The sequence below is a fragment of the Mycolicibacterium sp. XJ662 genome, from assembly GCF_053484035.1.
Genome location: NZ_JBEFTL010000001.1, coordinates 844,523 through 869,610 on the forward strand (window position 1 = coordinate 844,523; position 25,088 = coordinate 869,610).

Here is a 25,088-nt window from a genome sequence, read left to right on the forward strand (position 1 = left end):
CGCGACTACCGTGCCGAGACCGAATGGGGCCAAGAGGCGTAGGGGGCATCAGCAAGGACTCCCTGGAATCGGCATGCAAATGTCCGTGGCCAACAATGCGGGGCTTGCGTTCTGCGCATTCAGAATTCGGTCGAGTAGGTTCTGCACACGCTTGAGCGCACGAATCGTCAGGCCGTTTCTCTCCACGAACAACCGCCCCTTGTGCAGATACTGCTGGACTTTCTCGACGAACTGCACGCGATGGGCTTCGTAGAAATCGCCTACGGTCTTGAGTTGCATGAGTGCCGTACCCAATCCGCCGATGGTGCTCGTCATCCCCCCGTTGTAGAGCACCAGGGTCTGGGTCAGGATCGATACCTTCCTGACCAGCTGATCAAACTTGTCGCGGTAACTCGCGAGCGCTTCGATGTACTCGTCGGACATGTTGAGGATGTTGCTCACCTGTCCTCGCTGTCGGTCCACCGCTGACATGATCGCGTTGCCCGCATCGATGACGGTGGACACGACCTCCACGTTGGTGCCGGTGAGACCTTGCTGAAGTTGGTTGAGCGACTCATTCAACGGTTTGGTGTCCACGTTCTCAGTGATCTTGGTGGAGTCGGTCAGGGTGCGAATGAGGTTGTACGGCATCGTTACTCGTGTGACTGGGATGGCGGCGTCGCCCAGTGGGGTGTCACCGACCGATACCAGGTTCACGTAGTAGCCGCCGACGACGGTGAGCATCCGGACATCGACCTGCGACTGGTCACCGACGAACGCATCGTCTTTGACCCGTGCCGTAACCCGGACCTGCTTCGGCTCAAGCGAAAGCCCCTCGACCCTGCCCACTGTGATACCCGCCATCCGCACGTCGTCACCGACACGGACCGACGCCGCATCGTCGGTATAGAAGGCGACGAGCTTGCTCTGCCCTGGCGGGTGGAAGTAGACGTAGGCCAACACGAGTGCCACCACGAGCCCGAAGGCGATTGCCATGGCTCCCCAGGTGATCGGGTTTCGTAGCACCCGTGGCGTTTTCAGCGATTGCATAGCACCACCCTCTGACCGTTCAACAGCACGTCCATCGTCTCCGGTAGTTGAAGGCGACCGCGCGAACACGGCTCAACGGCTTCGTCGTTCTCACCGGGCGGTCTGATGTTCTCGTTCATCACCGGGATCAGCTTGAAGGCATCGAAGAAGTTGTCGAGGTTGCTGAATGCGCGATCCATCGCCTCATCGATATTGTTTCCCGGTTTGAGCCCGGCACTGTTGAGCAGTCGTACGACCGGGTCGAAGAAGCCGTGCCCGTACAACAGGGACTTGCGAAACTCATCGAGGATGGTCAGCGCCGCGTCCACTGGCTGATGGAACAGATCGATGAGGTGCATGAACTGCGCGGACTTGCCGGCGATGGAATCAGCCACATCTGACAGGTTGAGCATCAACCGCGAGACGACTTCCTGGCGGTTTGAGACGAACTCGGTCAGGCTGCGCAAGCTGGCCAGCATAGGGGCCAATCCACTGCCGTCACCGGTCAGAAACGACGCGGCGTTCGCGGTGAAGATGTTGATCTCCTCCGGGTTCAAGGTCGCCAGCACGGGTTGCAGGCCGTTGAACAACGCGGTCACGTCGAACGAGGGCTGGGTCATCGCGGTCGGTACGGCGGTGATCAGATCGGCTGCCTGATAACCCTGCGCAGCGTTGGTGACATCGATGTAGCGGACGCCGGTAAGGGCTTGGAACTTGATCGCAAGCCGCGATATGGCAACAATGCCGTATTGCTTGTCGAGGGTGAACGTTACGTTCGCGACGTTCTGTCCGTCACGATGCACGAGGTCGACGGCCTCGATCTTTCCGACGCGAACGCCACGGACCCTGACGTCACCGTCGGGATGCAGACCGGACACATCGGTGAACTCGGCGGTGTACGTACGCGTGTCCATGGCCACCGGGTTGGTGAGCGTGTTGGAGAGCAGGACGAACAACGCGACCGCGACCGCGATGGCCAGACAGATACGCCATGATGAGGCCCGCAGACTCATTCGGAACCTCCCACGACGATTCCGAGAGGTGCGGCCACACCGGGCAGACTGTCCAGCACGACGCGGACCGACATCGCACGCTGATCGCCATTGCCTGCGTACAACCTCTCGAAACGGGAGCGCAGCTCCGCGAGCTTCTCGGCGATCTCGGCCGGACGCAGCAGCGGTGGCGTCGTGTCGGTAAGCGCTTTGGTCCCGGCGATCAGCGGGAACAGATCGTCCACATGACTGCTCAGCAATTTGCCCACGGCAGCGAAGAGACCCTGGGAGGCGGTTCGGCTGAATTCTGTTGTGACGGTTTGGAAGAACTCTTCGCTGACATCGGCCAGGTTCGGCACCACCACACCCTCCAAGAAGGGCGGGGTGATCGGCCGCGTGATCGTCGCCGCTGGCGGGAAAGTCTGACCGGGGTAATAGCTGTAATCGATGAGCCTCCTGGTGGACTCGACCGCAACGTCGTTGAACTCCGGGAACGCCGCGACGATCGATGTCGTGTTGGCCAGCAGCTGCTCGGTGGGCACGGTCTGCACGTCGGCGACCGCCTGCGTCACACTGATCGCGGTTTCGAACAACGGATTGAGCCCGTCCGTATACCGGGTGACACGATCCATGACCTGGATCAACTGCGGCGTCAGGGAGGCCGTGGATACGCCACCGAGCTGGGACAGCAACTCCGAGAGGGTGAAGTTCCCCGTAGGCACCACGCTGACCTCGCTGCCGTCGCGAAGCAACTGCCCGCCGGGTTTGGGATCGAGGTTTATACCTGGAACGCCGAAGTAGTTGATCGTCCGGAAGTCAATGTCCATCGAGTCGGTCAGCCCGCGCACCGGTGTCTTCTGCAAGTCCGTGACCAGCCGAACACCCCCACCCGCCGTATTGGCGATATTCGAGACCTGTCCGACCTCGACGCCGTGTAGCACAACCGGGGCGCCCGCCTCGACGCCCTGGCCGACATAGGGCGTGTTGATCACGACGGAGAACCGGTCGTGGGCCCGGTCATCCAATGGGTTCGCGGCGAAGAGAATCGCAACCAGGGCGATACACAGCAGCGCTACGAGACCGATGGTCGCCAACACCCGGTCCTGGTACTTCGTTGAGCCTCTAAGCATGGCGGCGCGCTATCCTTTGAACACGAATTCGGGTTGTAGACCCCACAGCAGCACTGTGGTCGTGACGTCCAAAATCATGATCGTCACCAGGCTTGCGCGCACCGCCCGACCCGACGCCTCGCCGACGCCCACCGGTCCGCCCGTCGCGAAATAGCCGTAATAACAGTGGATCAACGTGGCCGCGACGCAATACGTAGTTGCCTTGATCAGCGAGTAGAAAAGATCTATGGGCGTCAGGAACTGAATGAAGTAGTGGTCGTAGGTCCCGCCCGGTTCACCGCTGAGCGTGACCACCGTGTCCATCACGAAGAAGGTCGCCACCAGTGTGAGCAGGTAACCGGGTATGACACAAAGCAGCCCGCCGATCATTCGCGTGCCCACGACAAAAGGTATCGGCCTAAGTCCCATGGCCTCGACGGCGTCGACCTCGTCCGAGATCCGCATGGCACCGATCTCGGCGGTCATTCGTGTGCCGGCCTGTGCGGCGAAGGCGATGCCTGCGACCAGTGGTCCGATCACCCGGACGGCCCCGACCCCGCCGATGAGACCCGCCAACGGTCCGAATCCGATGATGTTGAGGGTCGCGAGCGCCTCGATGGCCAACGAGGCGCCGACCGCCATACCGAGGATAAGCAGGACACTGATCGTGCCGCCGTCAACGATGAGCGAGCCTCTGCCCCACCCGAGGTTGATGGTTGCGGCCAGGGTTTGTCGGGTGTATCGGCGCACCGTCAACGGCAGGTAGAAGAAGGTCTGCCCGATGAACAGAACCCACTGACCGACTACGCGTAAGGGCTTCGTCAGCGCGCGCGTTGTGAACGCGCGGGTGTGCCACATTGCGGAGGGAGCTGCCATTATGCGATCGCCGTCGGAAAGAACATGGTCTGTATCTGGGTGATGGCCAGGTTCGCGAAAACGATTAGCACGACGTTGATCACGACCGCCGCGTTCACGGCATCGGCGACCCCGCGCGGACCGCCCTTGGCTTCCATTCCTCGCAACGAAGAGATAATCGCCACGATTGCCGCGAAGATCATGCTCTTTGCGATGGCGAACCATACGTCGGTCATCTTGGCGAACGTGCCGAATGAGTTCCAGAAGCTGCCGGTGGCCACGTCGTTCACCGTGACCGAGAGCAGGAAGGCGGCGCCCGCCCCCGACGCGATGATGATCAGGCAGAGAATGGGAGCGATCAGGATGAGCGCGAGGAACCGCGGCACCACCAGGCGACGTACCGGGTCGATCCCGAGAACCCGCATCGCGTCGAGTTCCTCACGCATGGCGCGAGCACCGAAGTCGGAGGCGATGGCAGACGCCGCGGCTCCGCCCATCAGTAGTCCCGCGGTGATGGGCGCACCTTGGCGCACGACGCCCACACCGCTGGCCGCACCGAGCAGGGCGGTGGCGCCGACCTGGGCAACCAGGCCGGATGTCACGATTGTGACCATGGCGCCGAACGGGATGGCCATCAGTAGCGCCGGGATCGCGGTCACCTTCAGCAGCACCCAGGCCTGCCATAGGAATTCCCGCAGCGGGAGCCTGAGTCTCACTGCGTCGACGACCGCGTAACGCAGAACATCGACGGCCAGACGTACGCCACGACCCGTGGTGCCCGCCGCGCGCGTCGGAACAGCGGCCGCGTTCGACGCCGCTTGACCCGCGGTGGCCACGGCCGAAGTCAAGACCTGCGTTGAGGCAGGACCTACGACCTGTTTGGCCACGCCACCCCCCTTCCGCCTTACCTACTGCCCGGAGTTGACCCAGGATGGACAAAACACTAACCAGGTTAGTAAATCATGGTGTGATGGTGACCACAAACCCCATCCTCACCCAGATACGGAGGAATTTACGTCTTTGTAAGCAGCGAGGTGCGAAACCAGCAAATTTCGTCATGCGCGGGCGGCGGCGCCAGGTCTGCGCATACGCGTGCACAGCGCGCCGATTCAGCCCCGCTCAAACCCGGGGCGCGACTTCGAAGTAGGTGAAATCAGTTCCGGTGCAAAATGGTCGACTTCGCTGCCCTGGCAGCCTCCGCACTTCACGTGCAGCCCGTCGAGTCCATCGGAAACGGGTTGTATGCGCTACGTCACGTGTCACACTTACGCCAGCAAGCGATCCGGTGCAGGTGTGCAGTATTCCGGAACCAAGGCATGTCCTGGACTCGAAGATGAGCCGATCGCCTGCGACAGGGAGGAGACAGCGTTGAGCGTTCCCAGGTATCTCTTGATGGGGTCGCTTCTGGCCCTCGCCATGTCCTTGCCCGGGGTGCCATCTGCCCCGGCCGAACCGTTGACCCCGTTATCTCCCGCTGAGGTCGAGTACCTCGGGCAACTACGCCAAGTCTTCTCGCAGTACCGCGATCCCGCGGAGTTCCGCAGTGACGGCGAGTTGCTGGATCTCGGTCGTTACGTCTGCGAACAGCGCGACATCGGCCTCGTCGGTGCGGGGGCGACAATGGTCTCACCCGCCATAATCCAATTGGCGTTCATCTACCTGTGTCCGAACTGACGGCATGTTCATCGATGCCGTACCGAATGCTCGTCTCTCGCAGAGGAATCGAATGCATAAGCCCGCGATCACCATCGGCGCCGCACTTATCGGGGCGTCGCTCGTGCTGTTGCCACCGGCACAGGCGGACAACTCCGGCTTCGTCAGCCAAGCCAAGGCTCTCGGGTTCCAGCAAGCGTCTGACAACCTGATCAGCACGGCACGGTCGGCATGCTACTTTCTGAGCCTCAACAGGCATCCCGGCCAGGTGACGGATCGGATATCTCGGTACTTGGCCGTCGACGCTGACTTAGCCAGAACCTTCTTCGCGATGTCAGTCAATGAGTACTGTCCGCAGTACCATTATCTAATCGCCGGCTGAGCGAAACAGACTCTCGATTAGCTGGCCCTCCTCGCGGCCGACCACATATTTAGTTGACCTGGTTATGTCATTGGGTGGCGGTGTGGTTGGACACAGAGTCAACCGCCCTTTTCGGCCTCGTACTTCTTGGTCATGTGCTCGATGGCGCTCATCTGCGTCGCCGCCAGCTCCTCCCGCACGTCGGTGGCGCGTGCGGCTGCCTCCAACGTCGGCTGCGCCTGGCCCTGAAAGTGCGGAATGACCTCGGCCGCAAAAAGTTCCGCGGATCGTTTGGTGGCCGCGGGGTTAGCCCATTCATGGCCCATCTGCAGCATGCAGCCGAAGCCGCCGGACTGGTCGGCCAGTCGCTGCACCTGCGCGCGGGCTTGGTCGGGCGTGCCGATCACGCCGGCGCCCGCGCCGTTGATGCCGTCGACGACTTCGTCGATGTTCTCCCCCGGTACCTCCATCTGCGGGAACGCCGCGACCTTCTGGAAGTAGCGGTACCAGTGCTCGATGCCGAAGCGCACGTCGGCGCGGGCCTGCTCCTCGGTTTCGGCGATGTGCATAGGGCACACCAGCGACCAGTTCCTGCGGTTCACCGTCGTGCCGAACGCGGCCGCGCGTTCCTCGGCGATGCCCCAGTGATGGGCCAGCGCATCGAACCCCTCGACCACGAGCGTCGCGCCGATCGACAACAACCCGATGCCGTGCTTACCCGCCAGCCGCGCGCCCGTAGGTGAGGCCACGGCGGCGACCGCCAACGGGATGCCGTCCTCGGCGTAGGGCGCCAATTGCAGTCGGGCGTCATGCAGGTCGTGGGTGGCGGTCTTGGCGCTCACGGTTTCGCCGGCCAGCAGCCGCACCACGATGTCGAGGTTGGTCTCCAGCAACTCGCGGGTGTCGGTCGGCGTGAGCCCGATCATCGCCGCATCGGTGGGCAGCGAGCCTGGGCCCATCCCGCCGATGATGCGGCCGTGGGTGAGGTGATCGAGCAGCATCAACCGATCGGCCACCCACAACGGATTGTGATAGGCCAGCGAGATCACCCCGGTGCCGAACCGAATCCGCTTGGCCCGCTGGGCTGCCGCCGCGATGAACACCTCCGGCGAGCTGATGATCTCGCTGCCCGCCGAATGGTGTTCCCCGATCCACGCCTCGTCGTAGCCGAGGGCGTCGAGGTGTTCGACGAATTCGAGGTCGCGCTGCAACGCCAGGGTCGGGTTGGTACCTGCGCGGTGAAAGGGTGCGATGAAGTATCCGAACCGGAGCTTGGCCATGGGTTGAACCTAGCCATATCCGCGGTCGGAATACTGCGTTAGGTAAACACCGACCCTGCCGTGCGGCGGCCGCCGATGCTTCATCCTTCCGCAGCGGCCAGCAGATCCTCGACGACGGTCAGCTTGACCCGGGGGCGGCCGGCGCCCAGGCCGCGCTCCCGTTCCACCTGGTCTATTGCCCGCCAGCCGTCAAGGTCGACACGGCGCGGTCGGTGTGCGCCGAGCAGACTGTCGAGCGCCGCCCGGTTTCCCGACGGGGCGGGGAGTTGGCCGGCCCGGTAGTCGTGCAGCAATGCGGTCACGGTGCGCAGCGCGCAGTCCTTGTTCGTCCCGATCACCCCGGAAGACCCGCGCTTGACCCAACCCGTGGCGTAGACCCCGGGAACCGCATCGCCGTCGGCGCTCAAGACTCGCCCGTCTCGGTTCGGTAGGCGCTGCCCGGCCTCGTCGAACGGTAGCCCGGGAAGCGGCTGGCTCGCGAAGCCGGTGGAGCGCAAGACAAGTCCGGTGCTCAGGCGCTCGACTTCGTCGGTCACCACTACCCGCGGCACCCCGGCGGCGGCGCACTCGAGCCGCGTCGCAGCCAGGTCCAGCGCCTCGACGCGCTGTGCGCCGTGCAGGGCGACCGGCGCGGCGCAGAAGCGCAACACGACGCGGCATCGGCCACCGAGGTGCGGGGCGCCTGCGATCTCGCGCAGGGTTTGGGTTTTGAGCGCAGCGGCGTACGTCCGTACGAGGTCCTGGGGCGCGGAATCTGCCTGCGCAGCGCGCAGGGCGTCTGGCGGCACGACGTCGATTCGGACCCCAGTCTGCCGCAGGCCGAGCAGCTCCGGCGTGGTGAAGGCGGCCTGCGCAGGTCCGCGACGGCCTACGACGACAACCTCCCGGACGGCGCTTCGGGCTAAGGCTTCGAGCGCATGATCGGCGATGTCGGTGCGGCGCAGGCGTTCCACCGGCAGCGTGAGGATACGGGCGATGTCGAGGGCCACGTTACCGTTGCCCACCACCACGACGCGCTCATGGGAAAGGTCGGGTTCCAGACCGGCGAAGTCGGGGTGGCCGTTGTACCACCCGACGAACTCGGCGGCCCCCATGCTGCCGGGAAGGTCCTCGCCGGCGATCCCCAGGCGTCGGCTGTGCGGTGCTCCGGTGGCGTAGACGACGGCGTGGTGCAGCGCCCGCAGCTCACGGTGGGCGATATCGGTCCCGATCTCCGTGTAGAGGTGCATCCGCACGCGGGAATCTGCAGCCATCCAAGCGAATTGGTCCATCACCGCTTTCGTGTTCTGGTGATCGGGCGCCACCCCCGAGCGCACCAGCCCCCAGGGTGTGGGGAGCCGATCGAAGAGTTCAATCTGCACGTCTTCGCCGCAACGCAGCAGATGTTCGGCGGCGTAGGCGCCGGCAGGACCGACACCGACGATGGCGACTCGCAGCGGTGATCGCGCGCTCATCTGGACGCCTGGGCGTAATAGCCGGCATTGATGGCCAGGAAAGGCTGCGCCTCCGCGGTCAACTCGGTGTCGACAAGGATTGCGTTCACCGGGCACGCCTCCGCGCATGCGTTGCAGTCGATGCAAATCGCCGGGTTGATGTAAAGCTGTTCGGCGTTGCCATATCCGGTCTCGGCGGGCGTGGGATGGATGCAGTCGACCGGGCAGACCGAAACACAGATCGCGTCGTTGCAGCATCCACCGGTGATCACATAGGTCACGACAGGCTCGCGTTCTTGTTCGACGGGGCCGGATCGCGCCGGGCGGCCGGTGTGAGACGCACGCCCGTGGAGTTGAATGCCGGAACCTGGGAAAACGGGTCAAGGCGCGCGTTGGACACCAACGCGTTGCGGTTGACCCCGAACGACTGGGGTGCTGCACCTGATACCGGGTCGAAGACGCGGCTGCCCCAGCCGTGCGGCACGCAGACCACACCCGGGCGCATCGCATCGGTCACCTTCGCACGCAGCTCAATGCTGCCGACCGACGACGTCAGCCGCACCAGATCGCCGTCATGTACGCGCGCGGCGGCGGCGTCGCGCGGGTGCACCTCCACCACGCTGGTCCGCTGGGCGGCGAAGAGCCCCGGCGACTCGTTGAGCCACGAATTCATCGCTTCGCGGACGCGCTTGTTCACCAGCAGCAGCGGGAACTGTTCATCGGTCGGTGGCCGTGTCGCGAGCGCCGCACGCACCGCGCGAAGCAACTGATCGGGTGCGGCATGCACCCGTTTGTCGTCGGTGACGAGCGCATCGGCGAGGTCGCCGAAGCGGGGTTCGCCGTAGAGCCAACCGTGTGGGCGGGCACGGATGTCACGCCACTTCAGCCGCCGACCCGTTACCACTAGTAGGCGCGAAACCCACTCGGGGTTCAGCGCCAACGCCCGCCGACCGGTGCGTGCGGCGATCCACCGGGTGGCTCGTATCACCCGGTTGACGCCGCGGCGACCGAAGAGGTTGCGGCCCATCGCCAACGCGAGTTCGGTGAAGAACTCCCACTCCTCCATGACCCCGTCGGGCGGGTTGACCGCGCGCTGCGCGTACTGCACGAACGGGCGCTCCTGAACACTGGCCAGCAGTGGGCTCAGCTCTTCGCGTTCCAGCCAGTGCGTCCCGGGAATGAGCCAGTGCGCGTGGCGGTGGCTCTCCCGCTGCACAAGATCGATGGCAACAAGCAGGTCGAGATCGGCAAGCGCAGCGTCGAGCGTTTCGCCCTGCGGCCCGCTCACGACAGGATTGCCGAAAGCGAGGACCATGGCGCGAATCTGGCCTCGCCCCGGTGTCATGATCTCGTCGGGTAGTTCGGCAACCGAGTGAAATCCGAAGATCGCCGGATTCCGACGCAACCGTGTCCGGTGCTTGGCGGGCGGCCCGAATAACCGGAGGACCCTTTGCAAGTCGACGTAGCCGCGCTCGTATCGGCGACCGCCGGGTCGGTCCAGGCGGTCGGTGACGATGTTCAACAACTGCCCGAGCCACTCGGCGACCGTTCCCGACTCGCTGTGCGAGACGCCGGTGTGGCTGAGACACATAGCGGTTCGGGCGCTTCCGAAGCGACGCGCAACGTCTTCGATGACAGCGCGCTCGACGGCGCAGCGCTCCGCGAGTTGGTCAAGGTCGGCTTCGGCGGTCAGACGCTTGACAGCATCGATACCGGTGACCGGGACGGCACTCGGGCGCTTATCGAGGCCGAGTTCGAAGATGACCTTCAGCACCCCGAGCAGAAACGCCCAGTCCTGCCCGGGCAGGACGGCGACATGGGTGCGCGCGCGCTCGGCGGAGGTCGAGCGTCGGGGATCCACCACGATGACGTCGGCGCCGTCGCGCTGCCGCGCCAACACCCGATTCCAGCCGGAGGGGTTGCTGTCGAGCCAGTTGAACCGGCTCTGGGCAGGGTCCATGCCGACCAGCAGGAAGCAGTCGCAGGCGTCGATGTCGGGAACGAGCCCGATATAGGCGGTGCCGTAGAGCTCCTCGAATACGAAGTGGACGTTGTTCTGGTCGAGCGAGCCGACCCAGTACCGGTTCCCGGTCCCTATCGCGTCGAGTAAGCCCGTCCAGAACGTCGTGGTCGAGAACGAGAAGCCCATCGGGTTGCCGTGGTAGGTGGCAACCGCGTCGGGGCCGCCCCGGTCGATGATCGCGTTGAGCCGCGCAGCGATATCGGCAATGGCCTCCGCATAGGTCGCCTCCACATACTTGCCGTCGCCCACCCGCCGCATCGGCCGGGTGATGCGGCGCGGATGCTCGATGACCTCACCGGCTGTTTTTCCCTTCCTGCAGAAGTCACCCCACGAGTAGGGATTCTGCCGATCGGGAGCGATCGACAGAACGCGATTGCTCGCCTCGTCGACCTGAATCTCGAGGCCGCAGTTCGTTATACAGATCTGGCAGTAGGTGTTGACCGTCTTCGCCATCCCGGCCCTCCCGCCGCGGCGACACCATGTCCGCAATTAGATAACCACGTTAGATCAATGCAGACGAGGTGGCGGGCGGATTGCCGAATAGCTGCGGTGTCTAACCTGCGAGTACCCCGACCACCCAAACGACGGTGGCCAGCAGCGCGCCGGCCAACTCCACGCCGACCGACAGCGCGACACCCTTGAGGGCGTGTTTGGTCGATGTCCACGCCAGCGTCGGATCCTGGCGGCGGGCGAACTCAGCGGCGTATACGCCCAGGACGAACCCGATGAACAACCCGATCACCGGGATCACGAAGAACCCGACGATGCCGGCGATCCCGCCGATGACCAGCACCGAAGTGCGCACCTGCGCCTCGCGCATGCGACGCACCGGCCAGGTGTACTTGATGATCGTCGTCACCACGATCACCGCGGCGGCGATCCCGAACACCACCCACGAGGTGGTGGTGTTGACGACGAAGGCCCAGACCCCGATCGCACCGATCACCAGCAACACCCCGGGCAGGATCGGCACGATGATGCCGGCCAGCCCGACGGCGATCGCCAGCGCCACCAGGAGTATGCCGCCGAGGCTCACGTGGCGAGCTTAGGCCGTCACAGCTTGCGTCCGCGCACCCACTGCACCGTGCCGGTCACCTTCGTGCGCACGCTGGCCAGGCCGAGATCCTCCAACGTATCGGCCAGTTGGTCGTCGTCGAAGAAGTGCGCACCGCCGTTGGGCAGGAACCGGGAGAAGTCGGCGGCGACGCCCGCGGTCGGCACCATGACCGCCATCCGGCGCCCGGAGCGCAGCACCCGCACCATCTCGGCGAGCGCCGTGGCCGGCTTGGGAATCAGCTGCAGCACCGCCACCGACACCACCGCGTCGACCGACTCGTCCTGCAGTGGTAGCCGCGACGCGTCGGCGCGCAGGAAGCCCACATTGGGTCCGGCGTAGGCCCGAACCGCGCGGGAAAGCATGGGTTCGGAGATGTCGACTCCGAGCGCGAGCCCGCCCGGCCCGACCGTACGGCCGAGCGTGGCGGTGACGTTGCCGGGCCCGCTGCCGACGTCGAGCGCCACCCCGCCGACGGGCAGGTTCAGCCACTCGGTGGGCTCCTGCCATGCGGTCAAGAGCTTGCGCGCCAGGAGCTGCGCGTTGTCGTAGAACATCGAACCGAGTCGCGAGGCCCACAGCGCCTGGATCGGGCCGGTGTTCTTCTCGTCTTCAGGCGTTTCCCCGAGCAGGTCGAGATAGCCCTTGCTGACGTCGGGATGTTCGGGCGGGTCGATGAGCAGCCGGGAAGCCATCTGCAATGCGGGTGGCAGGGGTTCAGTGGTCACGAATCCACGCTACGCCTTTCGCGTCACGCGACCAGCTTGTCCGCCAGGTCGAGGAAATCCGTTGCCGTGACGTCGAACTCGCCATCATTGACCCGATACGGAGGGCGGCGCGGACCACGTTCGAGCGGTCGGGCCACATAGGCGCTCCTCAGCCCTGCATCGCGGGCCGCGCGCAGGTCGCTGGGATGGGCGGCGACGAGCATCAGCTCGCCGGGGGCCACGTCGAGCAGTTCGGCACAGCCCAGGTACGCCTCGGGGTCGGGCTTGTAGTGGCGGAACAGCTCGGCGGAGATGATGCAGTCCCAGGGCAGCCCGGCCCGTTTGGCCATGTTCGTCAGCAGGGAGAAGTTCCCGTTGGACAGCGTGGTGAGAACGTACCGCTGTTTGAGCCGGGTCAGGCCGGCCACGGAATCGGGCCACGGGTCGAGCCGGTGCCAGGCGCGGTTGAGGTGGTCGATCTCCTTGTCGTCGACCGCCGCCAGCCCAACGGCCTCGAGCAGTTCGACGAGGATCATCCGGTGCAGGTCGTCGATCTTCATCCACGGCAGCTCACCGCGGCGCACCCGGTCCATCGCCGGCACGTAACCAGCGCGCCAGCTGTCGGCGACCGCGGCCCAGTCACGGTGCGCATCGTGGCGGCGGCCGAACTCCTTGAGCTCGGCGATGATGGTCGACCGCCAGTCGACGACGGTGCCGAAGACGTCGAACGCGAGCGCCCGCACATTCACTAGGGCTCCAGCACGACTTTGCCGAGCACGCCGCCGTCGGCGAGGCTCTGCAACGCGTCGGCGCCGTCGGCCAGCGCGGAGCGCACCGGTGGCGGCGGACGTAGCCCGGCCTTGACCAACTCGGCCACGCCGAACGCGAACACCGACTGCGAACCCGGAACACGGTTGACGTACTCGCCGTAGCCCACGCCGATCACCGCGACGTTGCGCAGCAACAGCCGGTTGACCTTGACGGTCGGGATGCCTTGGCCGGCGGCGAAACCGATCACCAGCAGCCTGCCCTCGACGGCCAGCGCCCGCACGGCGTCGTCGAACGCGTCACCCCCGACCGGGTCCACCACCAGATCGACCCCGCGGCCGTCCGTGGCGTCCTGCACGGCCTTCAGCCAGCCGTCGGTCAGCGGCAGCACCACGTCGGCGCCCAGCGATTTCACGAAGTCGACGGCGTGCGCACGGTTTACCATCGCGATCACTCTGGCGCCCAACGCCTTTGCGATCTGGATGCTGGCAACGCCGATGCCGCCCGCCGATCCCAGTACCAGTACCGTCTCACCGGGCCGCAGCGCGCCGCGGCGGGCCAGCGCGAAGTACATCGTCTGGTAATTACCCATCAGCGCAACGGATTCGGCGTCTTCCAGCTCCTCGAGAGTGGGTGTGACGCTGGCGGCCGGCACCGCCACCTGCTCTGCCCATCCGCCCAGCATCGCCATCGCCGTCACCCGCTGACCGGGTGAGAACCCCGAGTCGGCGGGCGCCGAGCGCACCACCCCGGCGACCTCCATACCCGGGGTGAACGGCGGTTCCAACCGCAACTGGTACTCGCCGCGCAGCAACAGTAGATCGGGAAAGCTGACCCCGGCCGCACCCACGTCGATGACGACGGTGTTCTCGTCACCGACGGGGTCGTCCACCTCGACGTAGCGCAGCCCGGCCGGACCGGAAAGCTCCCGCGCGACAAGCGCTTTCATACGGTGACGCTCAGCCGACGCTGAACGTCGCGCGCTGCGCGGCCGAAAGGTCGGTGATCTCGCCCCACTTCGCGGCGACGTCGTCGACCGACGGCACCTCGGTGAACGTCACACCCTCGTTCTGGAACAGGGCGGTGCGCTGCACCTTGCCGCCGCCGACGATGAACACCGATGCCGTGTCGGGCAATTCCTCGGTACACAGGTAGGCCACCACCGGCGCCACGTACTCCGGCGTCAGCTTCTCGAACACCTCGGGCGGCAGGATGTCCTGCGTCATCCGGGTCGCCGCGATCGGGGCGACGGCGTTGGTCTTGATGTTGTACTTCGCGCCCTCCTGGGCCAGCGTGTTGATCAGCCCGACCAGGCCGAGTTTGGCTGCGCCGTAGTTGGCCTGGCCGAAGTTGCCGAACAAGCCACTGGTCGAGGTCGCCACGACCACGCGGCCGAAGCTGTTCTCGCGGAAGTGCGGCCAGGCCGCGCGGATCACGTTGTAGCCGCCGTAGAGGTGCACCTTGAGCACCGCGTCCCAGTTGTCGAACTCCATCTTGTGGAACGTGCCGTCGCGCAGGATGCCCGCGTTGGAGACCACGCCGTCGACCTTGCCGAACTCATCCAAGGCGGTCTTGATGATGTTCTGGGCGCCTTCGGGGTCGGCCACCGAGTCGTAGTTGGCGACCGCACGGCCTCCGGCGTCCTTGATCTCCTTGACGACCTCGTCGGCCATCGCCGAACCGGCGCCGGTGCCGTCGCGGGCCCCGCCCAGATCGTTGACGACGACGCTGGCGCCCTCCCTGGCGAGCGTCAACGCGTAGTCGCGTCCGAGGCCGCCCCCGGCCCCGGTGACGACGATGACGCGGTCCTGCACTCCTGGCATGAACTTCCCTTCTCGAATGTGGATTTCGGTGCGCTCAGTTGCGCTCAGCGCTACTCAGCGCACCGAAATCGCCAACTAAAACAAACGTTTGGCGAGCTTAAGCGCCTTCTCTGTATACGGGGGGTAGATAAAGGCTCCGACATCGGGTCGGGTCGGCTTGGTCATCACCGTCTTCTTGTGGCTGAACTGCTCGAAGCCGTAGCGGCCGTGGTAGGCGCCCATCCCCGACGGGCCGACCCCGCCGAACGGCAGCTTGTTGGTGGCGAAGTGGAACAGCAGGTGGTTGACCACCATGCCGCCCGCCGACACCTCCTTGATCACCCGTTCGCGGATGCTCTTGGTCTTGGTGAACAGGTAGGCCGCCAGCGGCTTGGGCCGCGAGTTGACGAAACCGATTGCGTCGTCGAGGGATTTCACCGTCATGACCGGCAGGATCGGGCCGAAGATCTCATCGGTCATCAGCGGCTCGGCCGGGTCCGGGTCGACGACGACGGTTGGCTGGATGCTGATCTTGGCCGCGTCGGATGCGCCGCCGATGGCGACCTCGCCCTTGGTCGCATCGAGTGCGGAGACGAGCCGGTTGAAGTGGCGCTCGTTGACGATGCGTTTGCCGCTGGGGTTTTCGGACTCGAACGTCGTTACCGCTTCTTTGATCTTGTCGACGAGCTGATCGCGGATCTTCACATCGGCCAGCACGTAGTCGGGCGCGATGCAGATCTGCCCGGAGTTGATCAGCTTGGTCCAGGCGATCCGCTTGGCCGCGACGTCGATGTCGGCGTCGGCGGACACGATCACCGGGCTCTTGCCGCCCAGTTCCAAGGTGACCGGCGTCAGATGCGGCGCGGCGCCTTCGTAGACCTTGCGGCCGATCTCGGTGCCGCCGGTGAAGCAGATGTGGTCGAAGCCCTGCGCGATGAGCTCCTGGCTGACGCTGCCGTCGCCCTCGACCACCACGATGGCGTCGTTGTCGAGGTAACGCGGTACCAGCTCGGCCATCAGCGCCGAGGACGCCGGGCACACCTCGGAGGGCTTGAGCACGACGGTGTTGCCGGCCGCGATCGCCCCGATGGCCGGCCCGAGCGTCAGCACGAACGGGAAGTTCCACGCGCCGATGACCAGCACGGTGCCGTAGGGCTCGTATTCGACCCAGCCACGGCCGGGCAACTGCGACAGCTCCAGCAGCCGGTAGCGGCGCCGGGCCCACTTGCGCACGTTCTTGGCGGCGTCCTTGGCCTCACCGGCGGTGCTGGCGATGTCGGCCAGCCATGCCTCAAAGCGGTTGCGGCCGAGGTCCTGGTGCAGCGCCTCGGCGATGGCGTCCTCGTTTTCGGTGACGAGCTTTTCCATTGCCAGCAACTGCTGCTTGCGCCACGCCAGATCCTTGGTGCGGCCGGTCTTGAACGTTTCGCGCAGTCGGCGCACGACACCGGGGATGTCGGTGGTGGGTTGCGCGGGCGCGACGGATTCTGTGGTCATGGTGGGTGTCCTTCCTGACCCGAGGAATACCCGATCCTAACCAACCGGTTGGCAAGCCCTACAGGGGTAAGTTCGTCCCCCTTCATATCGCCCGTTCGGGTGGTCAGCCCGCCTTCTCGGCGGTGACGAACGCGGAGAACGCGTCGGCGTCGTATTCCTCGGGTGGCAGCACCCACCGGTTCAGGCGTTGCATCTCGTCGCGGGAGGTGATGGCGGCGGAGCGCCAGCCGTGCGCGTCGAGCCACTGCGCGACGTCGGCGCGGTCGGGGTCGTTGTACATCAGGTCGGCGACGTCGAGCGTCTCTTCCATGCCGAACTGGGCGGCGATGCGTTGGAACCGCTCCCGCATCTGTTCGCGACGCTCGTCGGCCTGCGTGCCGACCGTCTCGACGGCGACCCGGCTTCCCGGTGCGCTGAGCGCGGTGACCTGCTCGAAAAGCCGGTCCTGGGCCTCGGCGGGCAGGTACATCAGCAATCCCTCGGCCAGCCACGCGGTGGGCGCGTCGGCGTCGAAACCGGCGTTGCGCAGCGCTGCCGGCCAGTCGAAGCGCAGGTCGACCGGTACCGCGTGCCGTCGCACCGACGGCAGCGTGCCGTGCTCGGCCAGCCGCGCGGCCTTGTACTCGAGCACCTTGGGCTGATCGATCTCGTAGACCACGGTGCCGGCCGGCCACGGCAGCCGGTAGGCGCGCGAATCCAGCCCGGACGCCAGGATGACGACCTGGCGGATCCCGGCGTCGGCGGCGTCGGTGAAGAACCGGTCGAAGAAGTGTGTGCGCACGGCCTGGTAGTTGCCCATGTGCTCGAAGATGACGGCGACCTCGGGGTCGACCTCGGCGACCTTGGCCGTGAACGCGTCGTCGAGGATGAACTCCCAGATCCCGGTTCCAGCGCCGGCGACAAGCACCTCGGCGAACGGGTCGCGGATCAGCGGCTCGTCGCGGGCGGTCTCGGCGGCGCGGGAGGCGGCCACCATCACCGCGGTCGAGCCAACGCTGGTGGCGATGTCCCAAGTGTCGTCGTCAGTGCGCAGTGAACTCATCGAGCGCCATGGTAATCCAGTAACTTAGTTAAGCTATCCGAACTGTGGGCGACGTCACCGGCGCTACGACTTGAGTTGCCACAGCTTGTTGGCCATCAACAGCTCGAAGTTACGGATGACCGCGGTCAGTTCTTCGTGCGTGCCGACGAAACCGGCGTAGAAGCCCATCCCCCACATCACCGCGACCAGCATCTCGACCAGGTACTTGACGTCGGTGTCCGTGCTGAGCTCACCGCGTTCGATCGCGTCGTTGACCGCCCACGTGATGAACTCGCGAGAGTTCTCCAGCGAGTCGTGTTCGTCGCCGCCGAGTTCGGGGTGGCGCTGCGCCTCCAGCACCGACGTGACGAGAAACGCCGCCGCCGACCGGTCCTCGGAGTCCGCCTGCATCGCGACGGTGAAATAGGCGGTCAGCCGGTCGAGCAGGTTCGTCTCGGCTTCGGCGCGGGCCTTACCCACCCTGGCGATCGTCGCGTTGGTTTGCTCGACGACCTCGCGCCACAACACCTGCTTGCTGGCGAAGTAGTGGTTGATCGCGGGCCGGGTCAGGTCGGCGCGGATGGCGATCGCCTGAAAAGTGGCGGCGTCGTATCCGAGTTCGCTGAAGACTTCGCGAGCCGCCTTTACGATGCGCTCCCGGGTCTCGGCGGCCTTCGCTGCGGGGGGACGGCCGGGGCCCCTACTCGCGGTGTGCGGCACGGGGAAATTGTGCCACAGCTCACCGGGTATGACTGCACCAGTATGCTTACGGCGGCGTCAGGACCGCCCGACCAGCAAAGCATCCGGCGGTGTGGCGACGGATCTGCCGTAGAGAAGACACAGCTTGACGAACTAGTGTCGCGTCCCATGGCGAGCGTCGCATCGCGTGAGGCCTACTTCGAGACGGGCCTCGACGTCCTGTCCGACCTCGGCTATGGCGGGCTGAAACTGGCCGAGGTGTGCAACCGCCTCGGCGTCACGACCGGATCGTTCTATCACTACTTCCCGAACTGGCCCGCGTACACCAAGGAGCTGGTCGCGCACTGGATGCAGGCCCGCACCGTGCAGATCGTCGACACCGTGCGCGCCGAACCCGATCCGCGGCGGCGCATCGACATGCTGGTGCAGAGCGCCTTGGGTCTGCCCCACGGGGCCGAGGCCGCGATTCGGGTGTGGAGTGCGATCGACCCCGACGTGCGCACCGTGCAGTCCGCGGTCGACCAGCAACGTTACGAGATCGTGTACGAGTCGGCCTACGAGATCCTGCAACACGCGCGCCAGGCGCAGGTGTTCGCCGCGTGGGCGGTCTATTTGCTGATCGGGTATGAACAGGCCGCCCTGCCGCGCGACGCCGACGCGCTCGAGTGGATCGCGGCCCAGATGATCAGCGCCCTCGAATCCGGCCGGTTCACGTCGGTCTTCGATGAGAGCTAACTCGGGCGCCACGTCGAGCACTCGGCCCCGGTCGTCCCCGTCAAGATCATTGCTACGTGGTCCGGTGCGGCTGTGGCGCCGCGTGGTCGACCGGATCCAGCAGCGCGACCCCGAGCACGACGCGCTGCGCCGCGCGACGCGGGCAGCGGTGGTGCTGCCGGTCGCCGCGGCGGTCAGCTTCCTGATCGCCGGCGACTCGCAGACGCCGATGTTCACCATCTTCGGGTCGGTGGCCCTGCTGATCGTGGCCGACTTCCCCGGCAACCGCCCGGCCCGGGCGCTGGCCTACGCCGGGTTGGGCGTCAACGGCGCGGTGCTCATCACGCTCGGGACGCTGGTGGCGCCGCATCCCTGGCTGGCGGTCGTGGTGATGTTTCTGCTCGGCGTGGCGGTGACGTTCTCGGGGGTGCTCAGCGAGATCGTCGCGGCGGGTCAGCGCGCCACCCTGCTGACCTTCGTGTTGCCCGTGTGCACACCGGTGGGCCCCGTCCCCGAGCGGCTGACCGGCTGGCTCATCGCGCTGGCGGTGTGCGTACCCGCCGCGTTGTTCCTGCTGCCACCGCGCCACCACGACGAGTTGCGTGACAACGCCGCGGCGGTCTGCACCAAGCTCGCCGACGCGCTGGAAGGTGGCACAACGGTCAAAGAGGTGACCCGGGCGATGAACGCGTTGTGGGAGACGTTCCTCAACGCCGACTTCCGTCCCGTCGCGCTCAGCGCGGGCAGTCGCGCGCTGGTGCGTGTCGTCGACGACCTCGGGTACCTGTCGGACCGGCTCACCGAAGACACCGGGCACCAACTCGGCGCCATGAAACCGCCGCTGGTACGGGTGCTGCGCGACAGCGCCGCCGTCCTGCAGACGTCCGACCGAATGACGCGAAGCGCCTTGGGCGCCGATCTCAACGTCGCGCTGAGCGAACTGCGGGCCGCCGCGCACGGCAACTACCGCGAGGACATCATCACGATCCTCGACAGTCCCGACGACGCCGCCGCGGTGACGGCAGGCCGAAACCTGTTGGGCCGCCGCACCTTTTCGGCGACCGTGGGGGTGACCGGACGCGTCGTCCGCAACGCGGCGGCCGCCGACGGCCGCCCGGCGTGGGCGCGGGTGCTGGGCCGCGGTCTTCCGGAGACAGGCACGGCCGACGCGGTGATGCCGGAGACCACCGCCGTCGCGCAGATCACCCGGGGCTTTCTGGCCACCAGGGCGGTGGTGTTTCGCAACAGCGTGCGCACCGGTCTCGGGCTGGCGCTGGCGGTGGCGACCACACACGTGTTTCCGCTGGAGCACGGGTTCTGGGTGGTGCTCGGTGCGATGTCGGTGCTGCGCAGCAGCGCGCTGACCACCGGCACCCGCGTCGTGCGGGCCGTCGCCGGCACCGGCATCGGGTTCGTCCTGGGTGTCATCGTCATCGAGCTCGTCGGCGTCGACCCCGTCGTGATGTGGACGCTGCTGCCGGTGGTGGCGTTCGGTTCGGCGTTCGTGCCCGAGATCGCCTCCTTCATCGCCGGCCAGGCCGCGTTCACCATGATGGTGCTCATCACGTTCAACCTGATCGCGCCGACCGGCTGGAGTGTGGGGTTGGCCCGCGTCGAGGACGTGGCGGTCGGGGCACTGGTCGGCGTCATGGTGTCGCTGCTGCTGTGGCCACGCGGCGCCGCGGCGCGGGTGTCAACGACGATCGACCGGGCGTTCACGCTCGGCACGGCGTTTCTCAAGGCGGCGGTGCAACGTGTCACGCGCGGGGCTTCGGAGGAGGCCACCAACCGCGTGCACACGCTGAGCCACAACGCGCTGGACGCGACGCGCACCGTCGATGACGCGGTGCGCCAGTTTCTTTCGGAGAACGGCGGCGTGACCGATGTGCGGGCGCCGACGGTGCGCGCGGCCAACCGGGCGGTCCGGCTGCGCGCCGCCGCGGAGCTGATCGCCGACGTCGTCCCGCCCCCGCTCGGGGTGTATGACCAAACCAAGGCGGTGCTGGAAGCCCACGCCAAAGCGGTGAGCGACCGGATCACCGGCAGCAGCCGGCAGTCGCCACCGCCGATCAGCGACGACTTCGTGATGACGCTGCGCGCCGAGGCGGTCGACGCATATGCGTTGCAGGCCAAGGCTGACCACGTGGGCGGCGGCGACCTGGCCGTGGCCGCGGCGCTGCCGCTGGTGACGGTCGCGGCGCACCTGGGCGGGCTGGAGTTGTTGTATCCCAGCCGTTCTTGACGGCTTGGCTCAGACGCGGTGCGGCATCAGCGCATTGGGCGGCACGGTGCCGAATTTGCCGGCCTGGTAGTCCTCGAGCGCCTGGATCAGTTCGGCCTTGGTGTTCATCACGAACGGGCCGTATTGGATCACCGGTTCGCGGATGGGCTGGCCGCCGAGCAGGAGGACTTCGAGCGCGGGACGGTGGGCGTCCTGACCGGTGTCGGCCGAGATGCCGATTCGGTCGCCCGCGCCGAGCACGGCCAGTTGGCCCTGCCGGATGGGGTGGTGCGCCGCGCCGACGGTTCCGCGCCCGGACAGCACGTAGACCAGGGCGTTGAACTCGCGTCGCCACGGCAGGTCCAGGCGCGCGCCGGGTTGGATCGTGGTGTGGGCCAACGTGATCGGTGTATGGGTGATGCCAGGGCCGTGCTGGCCGTCGACGTCGCCGGCGATGACGCGCACCAGCGCGCCGCCGTCGGCCGAGGAGAGCAGCTTGACGTCGTTGCCTTCGATGGCCTGGTATCGGGGCGCGGCGAACTTGTTGCGGCGCGGCAGGTTCACCCACAGTTGGATGCCGTGGAACAACCCGCCGCTCTCGACGAGTTCAGCGGGTGGGGTCTCGATGTGCAGGACGCCGGAGCCTGCCGTCATCCACTGGGTGGCGCCGTCGGTGATCAACCCGCCGCCGCCGTGTGAGTCCTGGTGGGCGAAGCGGCCGTCAATCATGTACGTGACGGTTTCGAAGCCGCGGTGCGGATGCCAGTCGGTGCCCCTGGGTTCGCCGGGTTCGTACTCGACTTCACCCATCTGGTCCATGTGCACGAACGGGTCGAGGTCGGCTGCGCTGGCGCCGGCGAACGCCCGCACGACCGGAAAACCCTCACCCTCGTAGCCGCGCGGGCCCGTGGTGATCGAGCGGACGGGGCGTTCGGTGTCCGACGGCGACGGCGTCGTGACCCGGGGAAGCGTCAACGTGTCGGCAGTGATCGCAGGCATACCGTAATCAACCGGACTGCGGTCCAAATATTCCGCTGTTGTCGGCGGGGGCGAGTAGACTTTCGTACATGCGTTCGAATACCGTATCTGCCGCCGATGCGCTGGCGTCGGTCGAGAGCGCCTACAAGGATCTGGCCGCCCTGCCGCTGGAGCGGCTGTCGCGCACAGACCTGTATGCGCTGCTGGACCGGCTCGACAAACTCGACCAACAGCGCGTCACGCTCAACCGCAAACTCATCGGCCGCTTGGTGGCCGAAGGTCGCTCGGCCAGGGCCGGCGGCGCCTCGGCCAACGACCTGGCCAGGCGTCTGCGCATCTCGCCCGGCGAGGCGCGGCGGCGCATCTGCGACGCCGGAGTCACTCCGACTTCCGCTTCAGCGTCCACGCCGGGATCCAGTGCGTGACGGCCTTACGCCGCGCGCCGTAGGCGATCTCGTAGGTGACCAGGCCCCACCAGTAACCCTGCTCGCAGATGCCCCAGCAGCTCAGCTGGCCTTCGACGATCGAGTGCATCTGCAACCCGGCGGGGTTGTAGCCTCCGCTGCGGTGCGGTTCGCGCGGGAAGACCGCGGCCAGGTCGACGAGCACGGCAACGGGCGGGTCGACCCGACGAAAGGCCTGCTGGACCGGCTGTCCGTTGTAGCCGATCGACTGCAGCTCACCCACTATTCGATCATACGTTCGATTGCGGAGGGCACTGGACCCCCTACGGGCGGTCGACGATCATCGAGGCACGCGAACGTCGGCGAAGGGCTGGGCAATGGACACTCAGGCGAACGCGGCCACGGGCGGCATCGGCGGCTGGATCAGCCGGCGGGCCTTTCTTTCCGGGGACCGGATCGCGTTGATCGACGGCGACGCCCGCCTCACCTACGCCGAGTTCGACCGGCGCACAGACCAACTCGCCCGCGCGCTGCACGAGGCCGGGGTGCGGCACGGCGACCGGGTGGCCGGGCTGCTACTCAACAGCGCGGCCTTTCTGGAGACGCTGTTCGCCACGGCCAAGCTGGGCGCGGTGTTCGTGCCGATCAACTTCCGGCTGGCCGCACCCGAGGTGAGCTTTTTGTTGGCCGACTCGGGCGCCGAGGTCTTCGTGTGGTCGGCCCAGCTGTCGGCGTTGGCCCGCGCCGCGCTCGGCGGGGACGGTGTGCAGGTGCGCACCCGGCTCGTGGTCGGCGGTGCGCCCGCCGACGGCGAGGACGACTTCGAACGGCTGCTGGCCAGCGGCGACCCGCGGCCACCGGCTACCGAGGTCGCTCCGGGCGACGTGTGCTGCCTGATGTACACCTCGGGCACCACCGGCCGGCCCAAGGGGGCGATGCTGACCCACGCCAACCTGCTGTGGAACGTGGTCAACACGCTGAGCGCGGACCGCGGCATCCGCATCACCGATCGGACCGTCACCGTCGCGCCGATGTTTCACATCGGCGGCCTCGGGGTGCACACGCTGCCGCTGCTGTACATGGGCGGCACCACCGCGATCCTGTCCGCGTTCGACCCCGAGCAGACACTGGCGACCATGGCGCGCGAGCGCGTCACGGTGCAGTTCCTCGTCCCGTCGATGTGGGCCGCGCTCATGACGGTTCCCGGCTTCGAGAACTACGACCTCTCGGCGCTCGAGTTGGCGGTCAGCGGCGGCGCGCCCTGTCCCCTGCCGGTGCTCGAGTACTTCCTGGGCAAGGGGGTGCCGTTCCAGGAGGGCTTCGGCATGACCGAGACATCGCCCGGGGCAACGATCCTCGACGCCGACCACGTCAAGGAGAAGGCCGGCTCGATCGGGCGACCCGTGTTCCATCTGCACGCGCGCGTCGTCGATGGCGACGACCACGACGTGCCCGTCGGCGAGGTGGGCGAGCTCGTGCTGCGCGGGCCCAACATCTTCGCCGGCTACTGGGGATTGCCCGAAGCGACCGCCGAAGCCTTTCGCGGCGGCTGGTTTCACACCGGGGATCTGGGCCGCATGGACGCCGAGGGCTTCATCACGTTGGTCGACCGCAAGAAAGACATGATCATCAGCGGCGGGGAGAACATCTACCCGATCGAGGTCGAGCAGGTGTTGTACCGCCACCCGGCCGTGCGGGAGGTGGCCGTGGTCGGGGTAGCGCACGCCAAGTGGGGTGAGACACCGGTCGCCGTCGTCGCCCTCAACGATGACGTGCAGGTGACCGAAGCCGAGCTGATCGGCTACGCCCGCGAGCGGCTGGCCCACTTCAAGTGCCCCACCCGCGTGGAGTTCGTGGCGGAACTGCCCCGCAACGCCACCGGGAAAGTCCTCAAAACGACGCTGCGCCGCGATCACGGCGGTCACGACGCGACCGTGCAGCGCTGACGTTGGTCCAATCCGGCGCGCAGTACGTGGGCCATCGGCTGCGCCGCAGCACAATTGCTGCCAGCTGACATTCAATTTCTGCCAGTGGGATTAAACCCTTGACGGTGCGGTTTGAACTGTGTAGCTGCAGCACGAACCGCGACACCTGCCACGGCTCGGATTCGTCAGAACGAGAAGAGAAGAAGGCTGGGATTGATGAAGAAGTTCAGCATTGTCACCGTCGCCGCCAGCGCACTGGCCGCCGCCGTCGTCGGGTTTGCCGCCCCCGTTTCGGCCGCGCCGTCCGGACCGGGAAACGCCGAGGAGACGATCAGCCAGCTCGAGTCGGAGGGCTACAACGTGATCGTCAACCGGATCGGCAACGCGCCGCTCGACCAGGCCGACGTGGTGTCGGTGCGGTCTGGCCAGACCTACACCGAAACCAACAGCAAGGGTGTGGGCCATGACCTCAGCACCCGAGTGGTCAACAAGACCGTGTACGTCGACGTGAAGTAACTCCCCCCACAGCAGGCCCCCGGATGCCCCCCCCCCGGCCGCATCCGGGGGCCTCGTCGTTGCGCGAC

Annotated in this window: 24 protein-coding genes and 1 pseudogene; 7 read left to right on the plus strand and 18 right to left on the minus strand. The window is 66.4% G+C overall.

The window, feature by feature from the left end; translation table 11 throughout:
- Positions 1-48: 48 nt before the first annotated feature.
- The 5 genes from ABQE93_RS03845 to ABQE93_RS03865 are packed head-to-tail and all read right to left on the minus strand — an operon-like array spanning position 49 to position 4,812.
- The gene (locus tag ABQE93_RS03845; RefSeq protein ID WP_448405942.1) at positions 49-1,029 is read right to left on the minus strand and encodes an MlaD family protein; all 981 of its coding nucleotides are present in this window, start codon (positions 1,027-1,029) and stop codon (positions 49-51) included.
- The gene (locus tag ABQE93_RS03850; RefSeq protein ID WP_448405943.1) at positions 1,017-2,021 is read right to left on the minus strand and encodes an MlaD family protein; all 1,005 of its coding nucleotides are present in this window, start codon (positions 2,019-2,021) and stop codon (positions 1,017-1,019) included. Before ABQE93_RS03850 ends, ABQE93_RS03845 begins: the two co-directional genes overlap by 13 nt.
- A complete protein-coding gene (locus ABQE93_RS03855) occupies positions 2,018-3,130 on the minus strand; it encodes an MlaD family protein (protein WP_448405944.1) in 1,113 nt (370 codons plus the stop codon). The genes ABQE93_RS03850 and ABQE93_RS03855 overlap by 4 nt, the downstream gene beginning before the upstream one ends.
- A gap of 9 nt (positions 3,131-3,139) precedes the next feature.
- Entirely contained in the window at positions 3,140-3,985 is an 846-nt protein-coding gene (locus ABQE93_RS03860; RefSeq protein WP_448405945.1) for an MlaE family ABC transporter permease, read from the minus strand.
- Positions 3,985-4,812 (minus strand): ABC transporter permease, encoded by an 828-nt coding sequence (locus tag ABQE93_RS03865; protein ID WP_448412334.1) that lies wholly within the window; start codon positions 4,810-4,812, stop codon positions 3,985-3,987. Before ABQE93_RS03865 ends, ABQE93_RS03860 begins: the two co-directional genes overlap by 1 nt.
- 520 nt (positions 4,813-5,332) lie before the next feature.
- Here ABQE93_RS03865 and ABQE93_RS03870 point away from each other — a divergent pair.
- Both ABQE93_RS03870 and ABQE93_RS03875 read left to right on the plus strand, forming a co-directional pair.
- Positions 5,333-5,638, plus strand: a complete 306-nt coding sequence (locus tag ABQE93_RS03870; protein ID WP_448405947.1) for a hypothetical protein — start codon at positions 5,333-5,335, stop codon at positions 5,636-5,638.
- 52 nt (positions 5,639-5,690) lie between these two features.
- Entirely contained in the window at positions 5,691-5,999 is a 309-nt protein-coding gene (locus ABQE93_RS03875; RefSeq protein WP_448405948.1) for a DUF732 domain-containing protein, read from the plus strand.
- 98 nt (positions 6,000-6,097) lie between these two features.
- Here the strand turns inward: ABQE93_RS03875 and ABQE93_RS03880 are convergent, their stop codons facing one another.
- The 11 genes and pseudogenes from ABQE93_RS03880 to ABQE93_RS03930 all read right to left on the minus strand — a co-directional run bounded on the left by ABQE93_RS03880 (position 6,098) and on the right by ABQE93_RS03930 (position 18,283).
- Complete coding sequence (locus tag ABQE93_RS03880; protein ID WP_448405949.1) at positions 6,098-7,258, minus strand: LLM class flavin-dependent oxidoreductase; 1,161 nt, start codon at positions 7,256-7,258, stop codon at positions 6,098-6,100.
- An 80-nt stretch (positions 7,259-7,338) separates the two neighbouring features.
- Positions 7,339-8,972 (minus strand): annotated as a pseudogene (locus tag ABQE93_RS03885) (FAD-dependent oxidoreductase).
- Positions 8,969-11,167 (minus strand): molybdopterin-containing oxidoreductase family protein, encoded by a 2,199-nt coding sequence (locus ABQE93_RS03890; protein WP_448405952.1) that lies wholly within the window; start codon positions 11,165-11,167, stop codon positions 8,969-8,971. The pseudogene ABQE93_RS03885 and the gene ABQE93_RS03890 overlap by 4 nt, the downstream one beginning before the upstream one ends.
- 100 nt (positions 11,168-11,267) lie before the next feature.
- Positions 11,268-11,750, minus strand: coding sequence for a DUF456 domain-containing protein (locus tag ABQE93_RS03895; RefSeq protein ID WP_448405953.1), 483 nt, complete (start codon positions 11,748-11,750; stop codon positions 11,268-11,270).
- 17 nt (positions 11,751-11,767) lie between these two features.
- Entirely contained in the window at positions 11,768-12,463 is a 696-nt protein-coding gene (locus ABQE93_RS03900) for a methyltransferase domain-containing protein (RefSeq protein ID WP_448406515.1), read from the minus strand.
- A gap of 56 nt (positions 12,464-12,519) precedes the next feature.
- Positions 12,520-13,224: a haloacid dehalogenase type II gene (locus ABQE93_RS03905; protein WP_448405954.1), complete on the minus strand. Its 705-nt coding sequence runs from the start codon at positions 13,222-13,224 to the stop codon at positions 12,520-12,522.
- Positions 13,224-14,192, minus strand: coding sequence for an NADPH:quinone oxidoreductase family protein (locus ABQE93_RS03910; protein WP_448405955.1), 969 nt, complete (start codon positions 14,190-14,192; stop codon positions 13,224-13,226). Before ABQE93_RS03910 ends, ABQE93_RS03905 begins: the two co-directional genes overlap by 1 nt.
- A 10-nt stretch (positions 14,193-14,202) precedes the next feature.
- Positions 14,203-15,066, minus strand: a complete 864-nt coding sequence (locus ABQE93_RS03915; RefSeq protein WP_448405956.1) for an SDR family oxidoreductase — start codon at positions 15,064-15,066, stop codon at positions 14,203-14,205.
- Positions 15,067-15,141: 75 nt separating this feature from the next.
- Positions 15,142-16,542, minus strand: coding sequence for an aldehyde dehydrogenase family protein (locus tag ABQE93_RS03920; RefSeq protein WP_448405957.1), 1,401 nt, complete (start codon positions 16,540-16,542; stop codon positions 15,142-15,144).
- A 103-nt stretch (positions 16,543-16,645) separates the two neighbouring features.
- Positions 16,646-17,584, minus strand: a complete 939-nt coding sequence (locus ABQE93_RS03925) for a class I SAM-dependent methyltransferase (protein WP_448405958.1) — start codon at positions 17,582-17,584, stop codon at positions 16,646-16,648.
- Positions 17,585-17,647: 63 nt separating this feature from the next.
- Complete coding sequence (locus ABQE93_RS03930) at positions 17,648-18,283, minus strand: TetR/AcrR family transcriptional regulator (RefSeq protein WP_448405959.1); 636 nt, start codon at positions 18,281-18,283, stop codon at positions 17,648-17,650.
- A 147-nt stretch (positions 18,284-18,430) separates the two neighbouring features.
- Here ABQE93_RS03930 and ABQE93_RS03935 point away from each other — a divergent pair, with 147 nt between their 5' ends.
- Positions 18,431-18,997, plus strand: coding sequence for a TetR/AcrR family transcriptional regulator (locus ABQE93_RS03935; RefSeq protein ID WP_448405960.1), 567 nt, complete (start codon positions 18,431-18,433; stop codon positions 18,995-18,997).
- Positions 18,998-19,046: 49 nt separating this feature from the next.
- On the plus strand, positions 19,047-21,218 hold the full coding sequence (locus tag ABQE93_RS03940) for an FUSC family protein (RefSeq protein ID WP_448405962.1): 2,172 nt from the start codon (positions 19,047-19,049) through the stop codon (positions 21,216-21,218).
- A gap of 9 nt (positions 21,219-21,227) precedes the next feature.
- Here ABQE93_RS03940 and ABQE93_RS03945 read toward each other — a convergent pair whose 3' ends face one another.
- On the minus strand, positions 21,228-22,196 hold the full coding sequence (locus ABQE93_RS03945; RefSeq protein ID WP_448405963.1) for a pirin family protein: 969 nt from the start codon (positions 22,194-22,196) through the stop codon (positions 21,228-21,230).
- A 68-nt stretch (positions 22,197-22,264) separates the two neighbouring features.
- Between ABQE93_RS03945 and ABQE93_RS03950 the strand changes: the two genes are divergently transcribed.
- Positions 22,265-22,600, plus strand: coding sequence for a DUF222 domain-containing protein (locus ABQE93_RS03950; protein ID WP_448405964.1), 336 nt, complete (start codon positions 22,265-22,267; stop codon positions 22,598-22,600).
- On the opposite strand, the gene ABQE93_RS03955 is transcribed toward ABQE93_RS03950, so the two are convergent.
- On the minus strand, positions 22,554-22,862 hold the full coding sequence (locus tag ABQE93_RS03955) for a hypothetical protein (protein ID WP_448405965.1): 309 nt from the start codon (positions 22,860-22,862) through the stop codon (positions 22,554-22,556). The genes ABQE93_RS03950 and ABQE93_RS03955 overlap by 47 nt on opposite strands.
- Before the next feature lie 94 nt (positions 22,863-22,956).
- Here ABQE93_RS03955 and ABQE93_RS03960 point away from each other — a divergent pair, with 94 nt between their 5' ends.
- Both ABQE93_RS03960 and ABQE93_RS03965 read left to right on the plus strand, forming a co-directional pair.
- Positions 22,957-24,525: an acyl-CoA synthetase gene (locus ABQE93_RS03960; RefSeq protein ID WP_448405966.1), complete on the plus strand. Its 1,569-nt coding sequence runs from the start codon at positions 22,957-22,959 to the stop codon at positions 24,523-24,525.
- A gap of 195 nt (positions 24,526-24,720) precedes the next feature.
- Complete coding sequence (locus ABQE93_RS03965) at positions 24,721-25,020, plus strand: hypothetical protein (RefSeq protein WP_448405967.1); 300 nt, start codon at positions 24,721-24,723, stop codon at positions 25,018-25,020.
- The last annotated feature ends 68 nt before the right edge of the window (positions 25,021-25,088 follow it).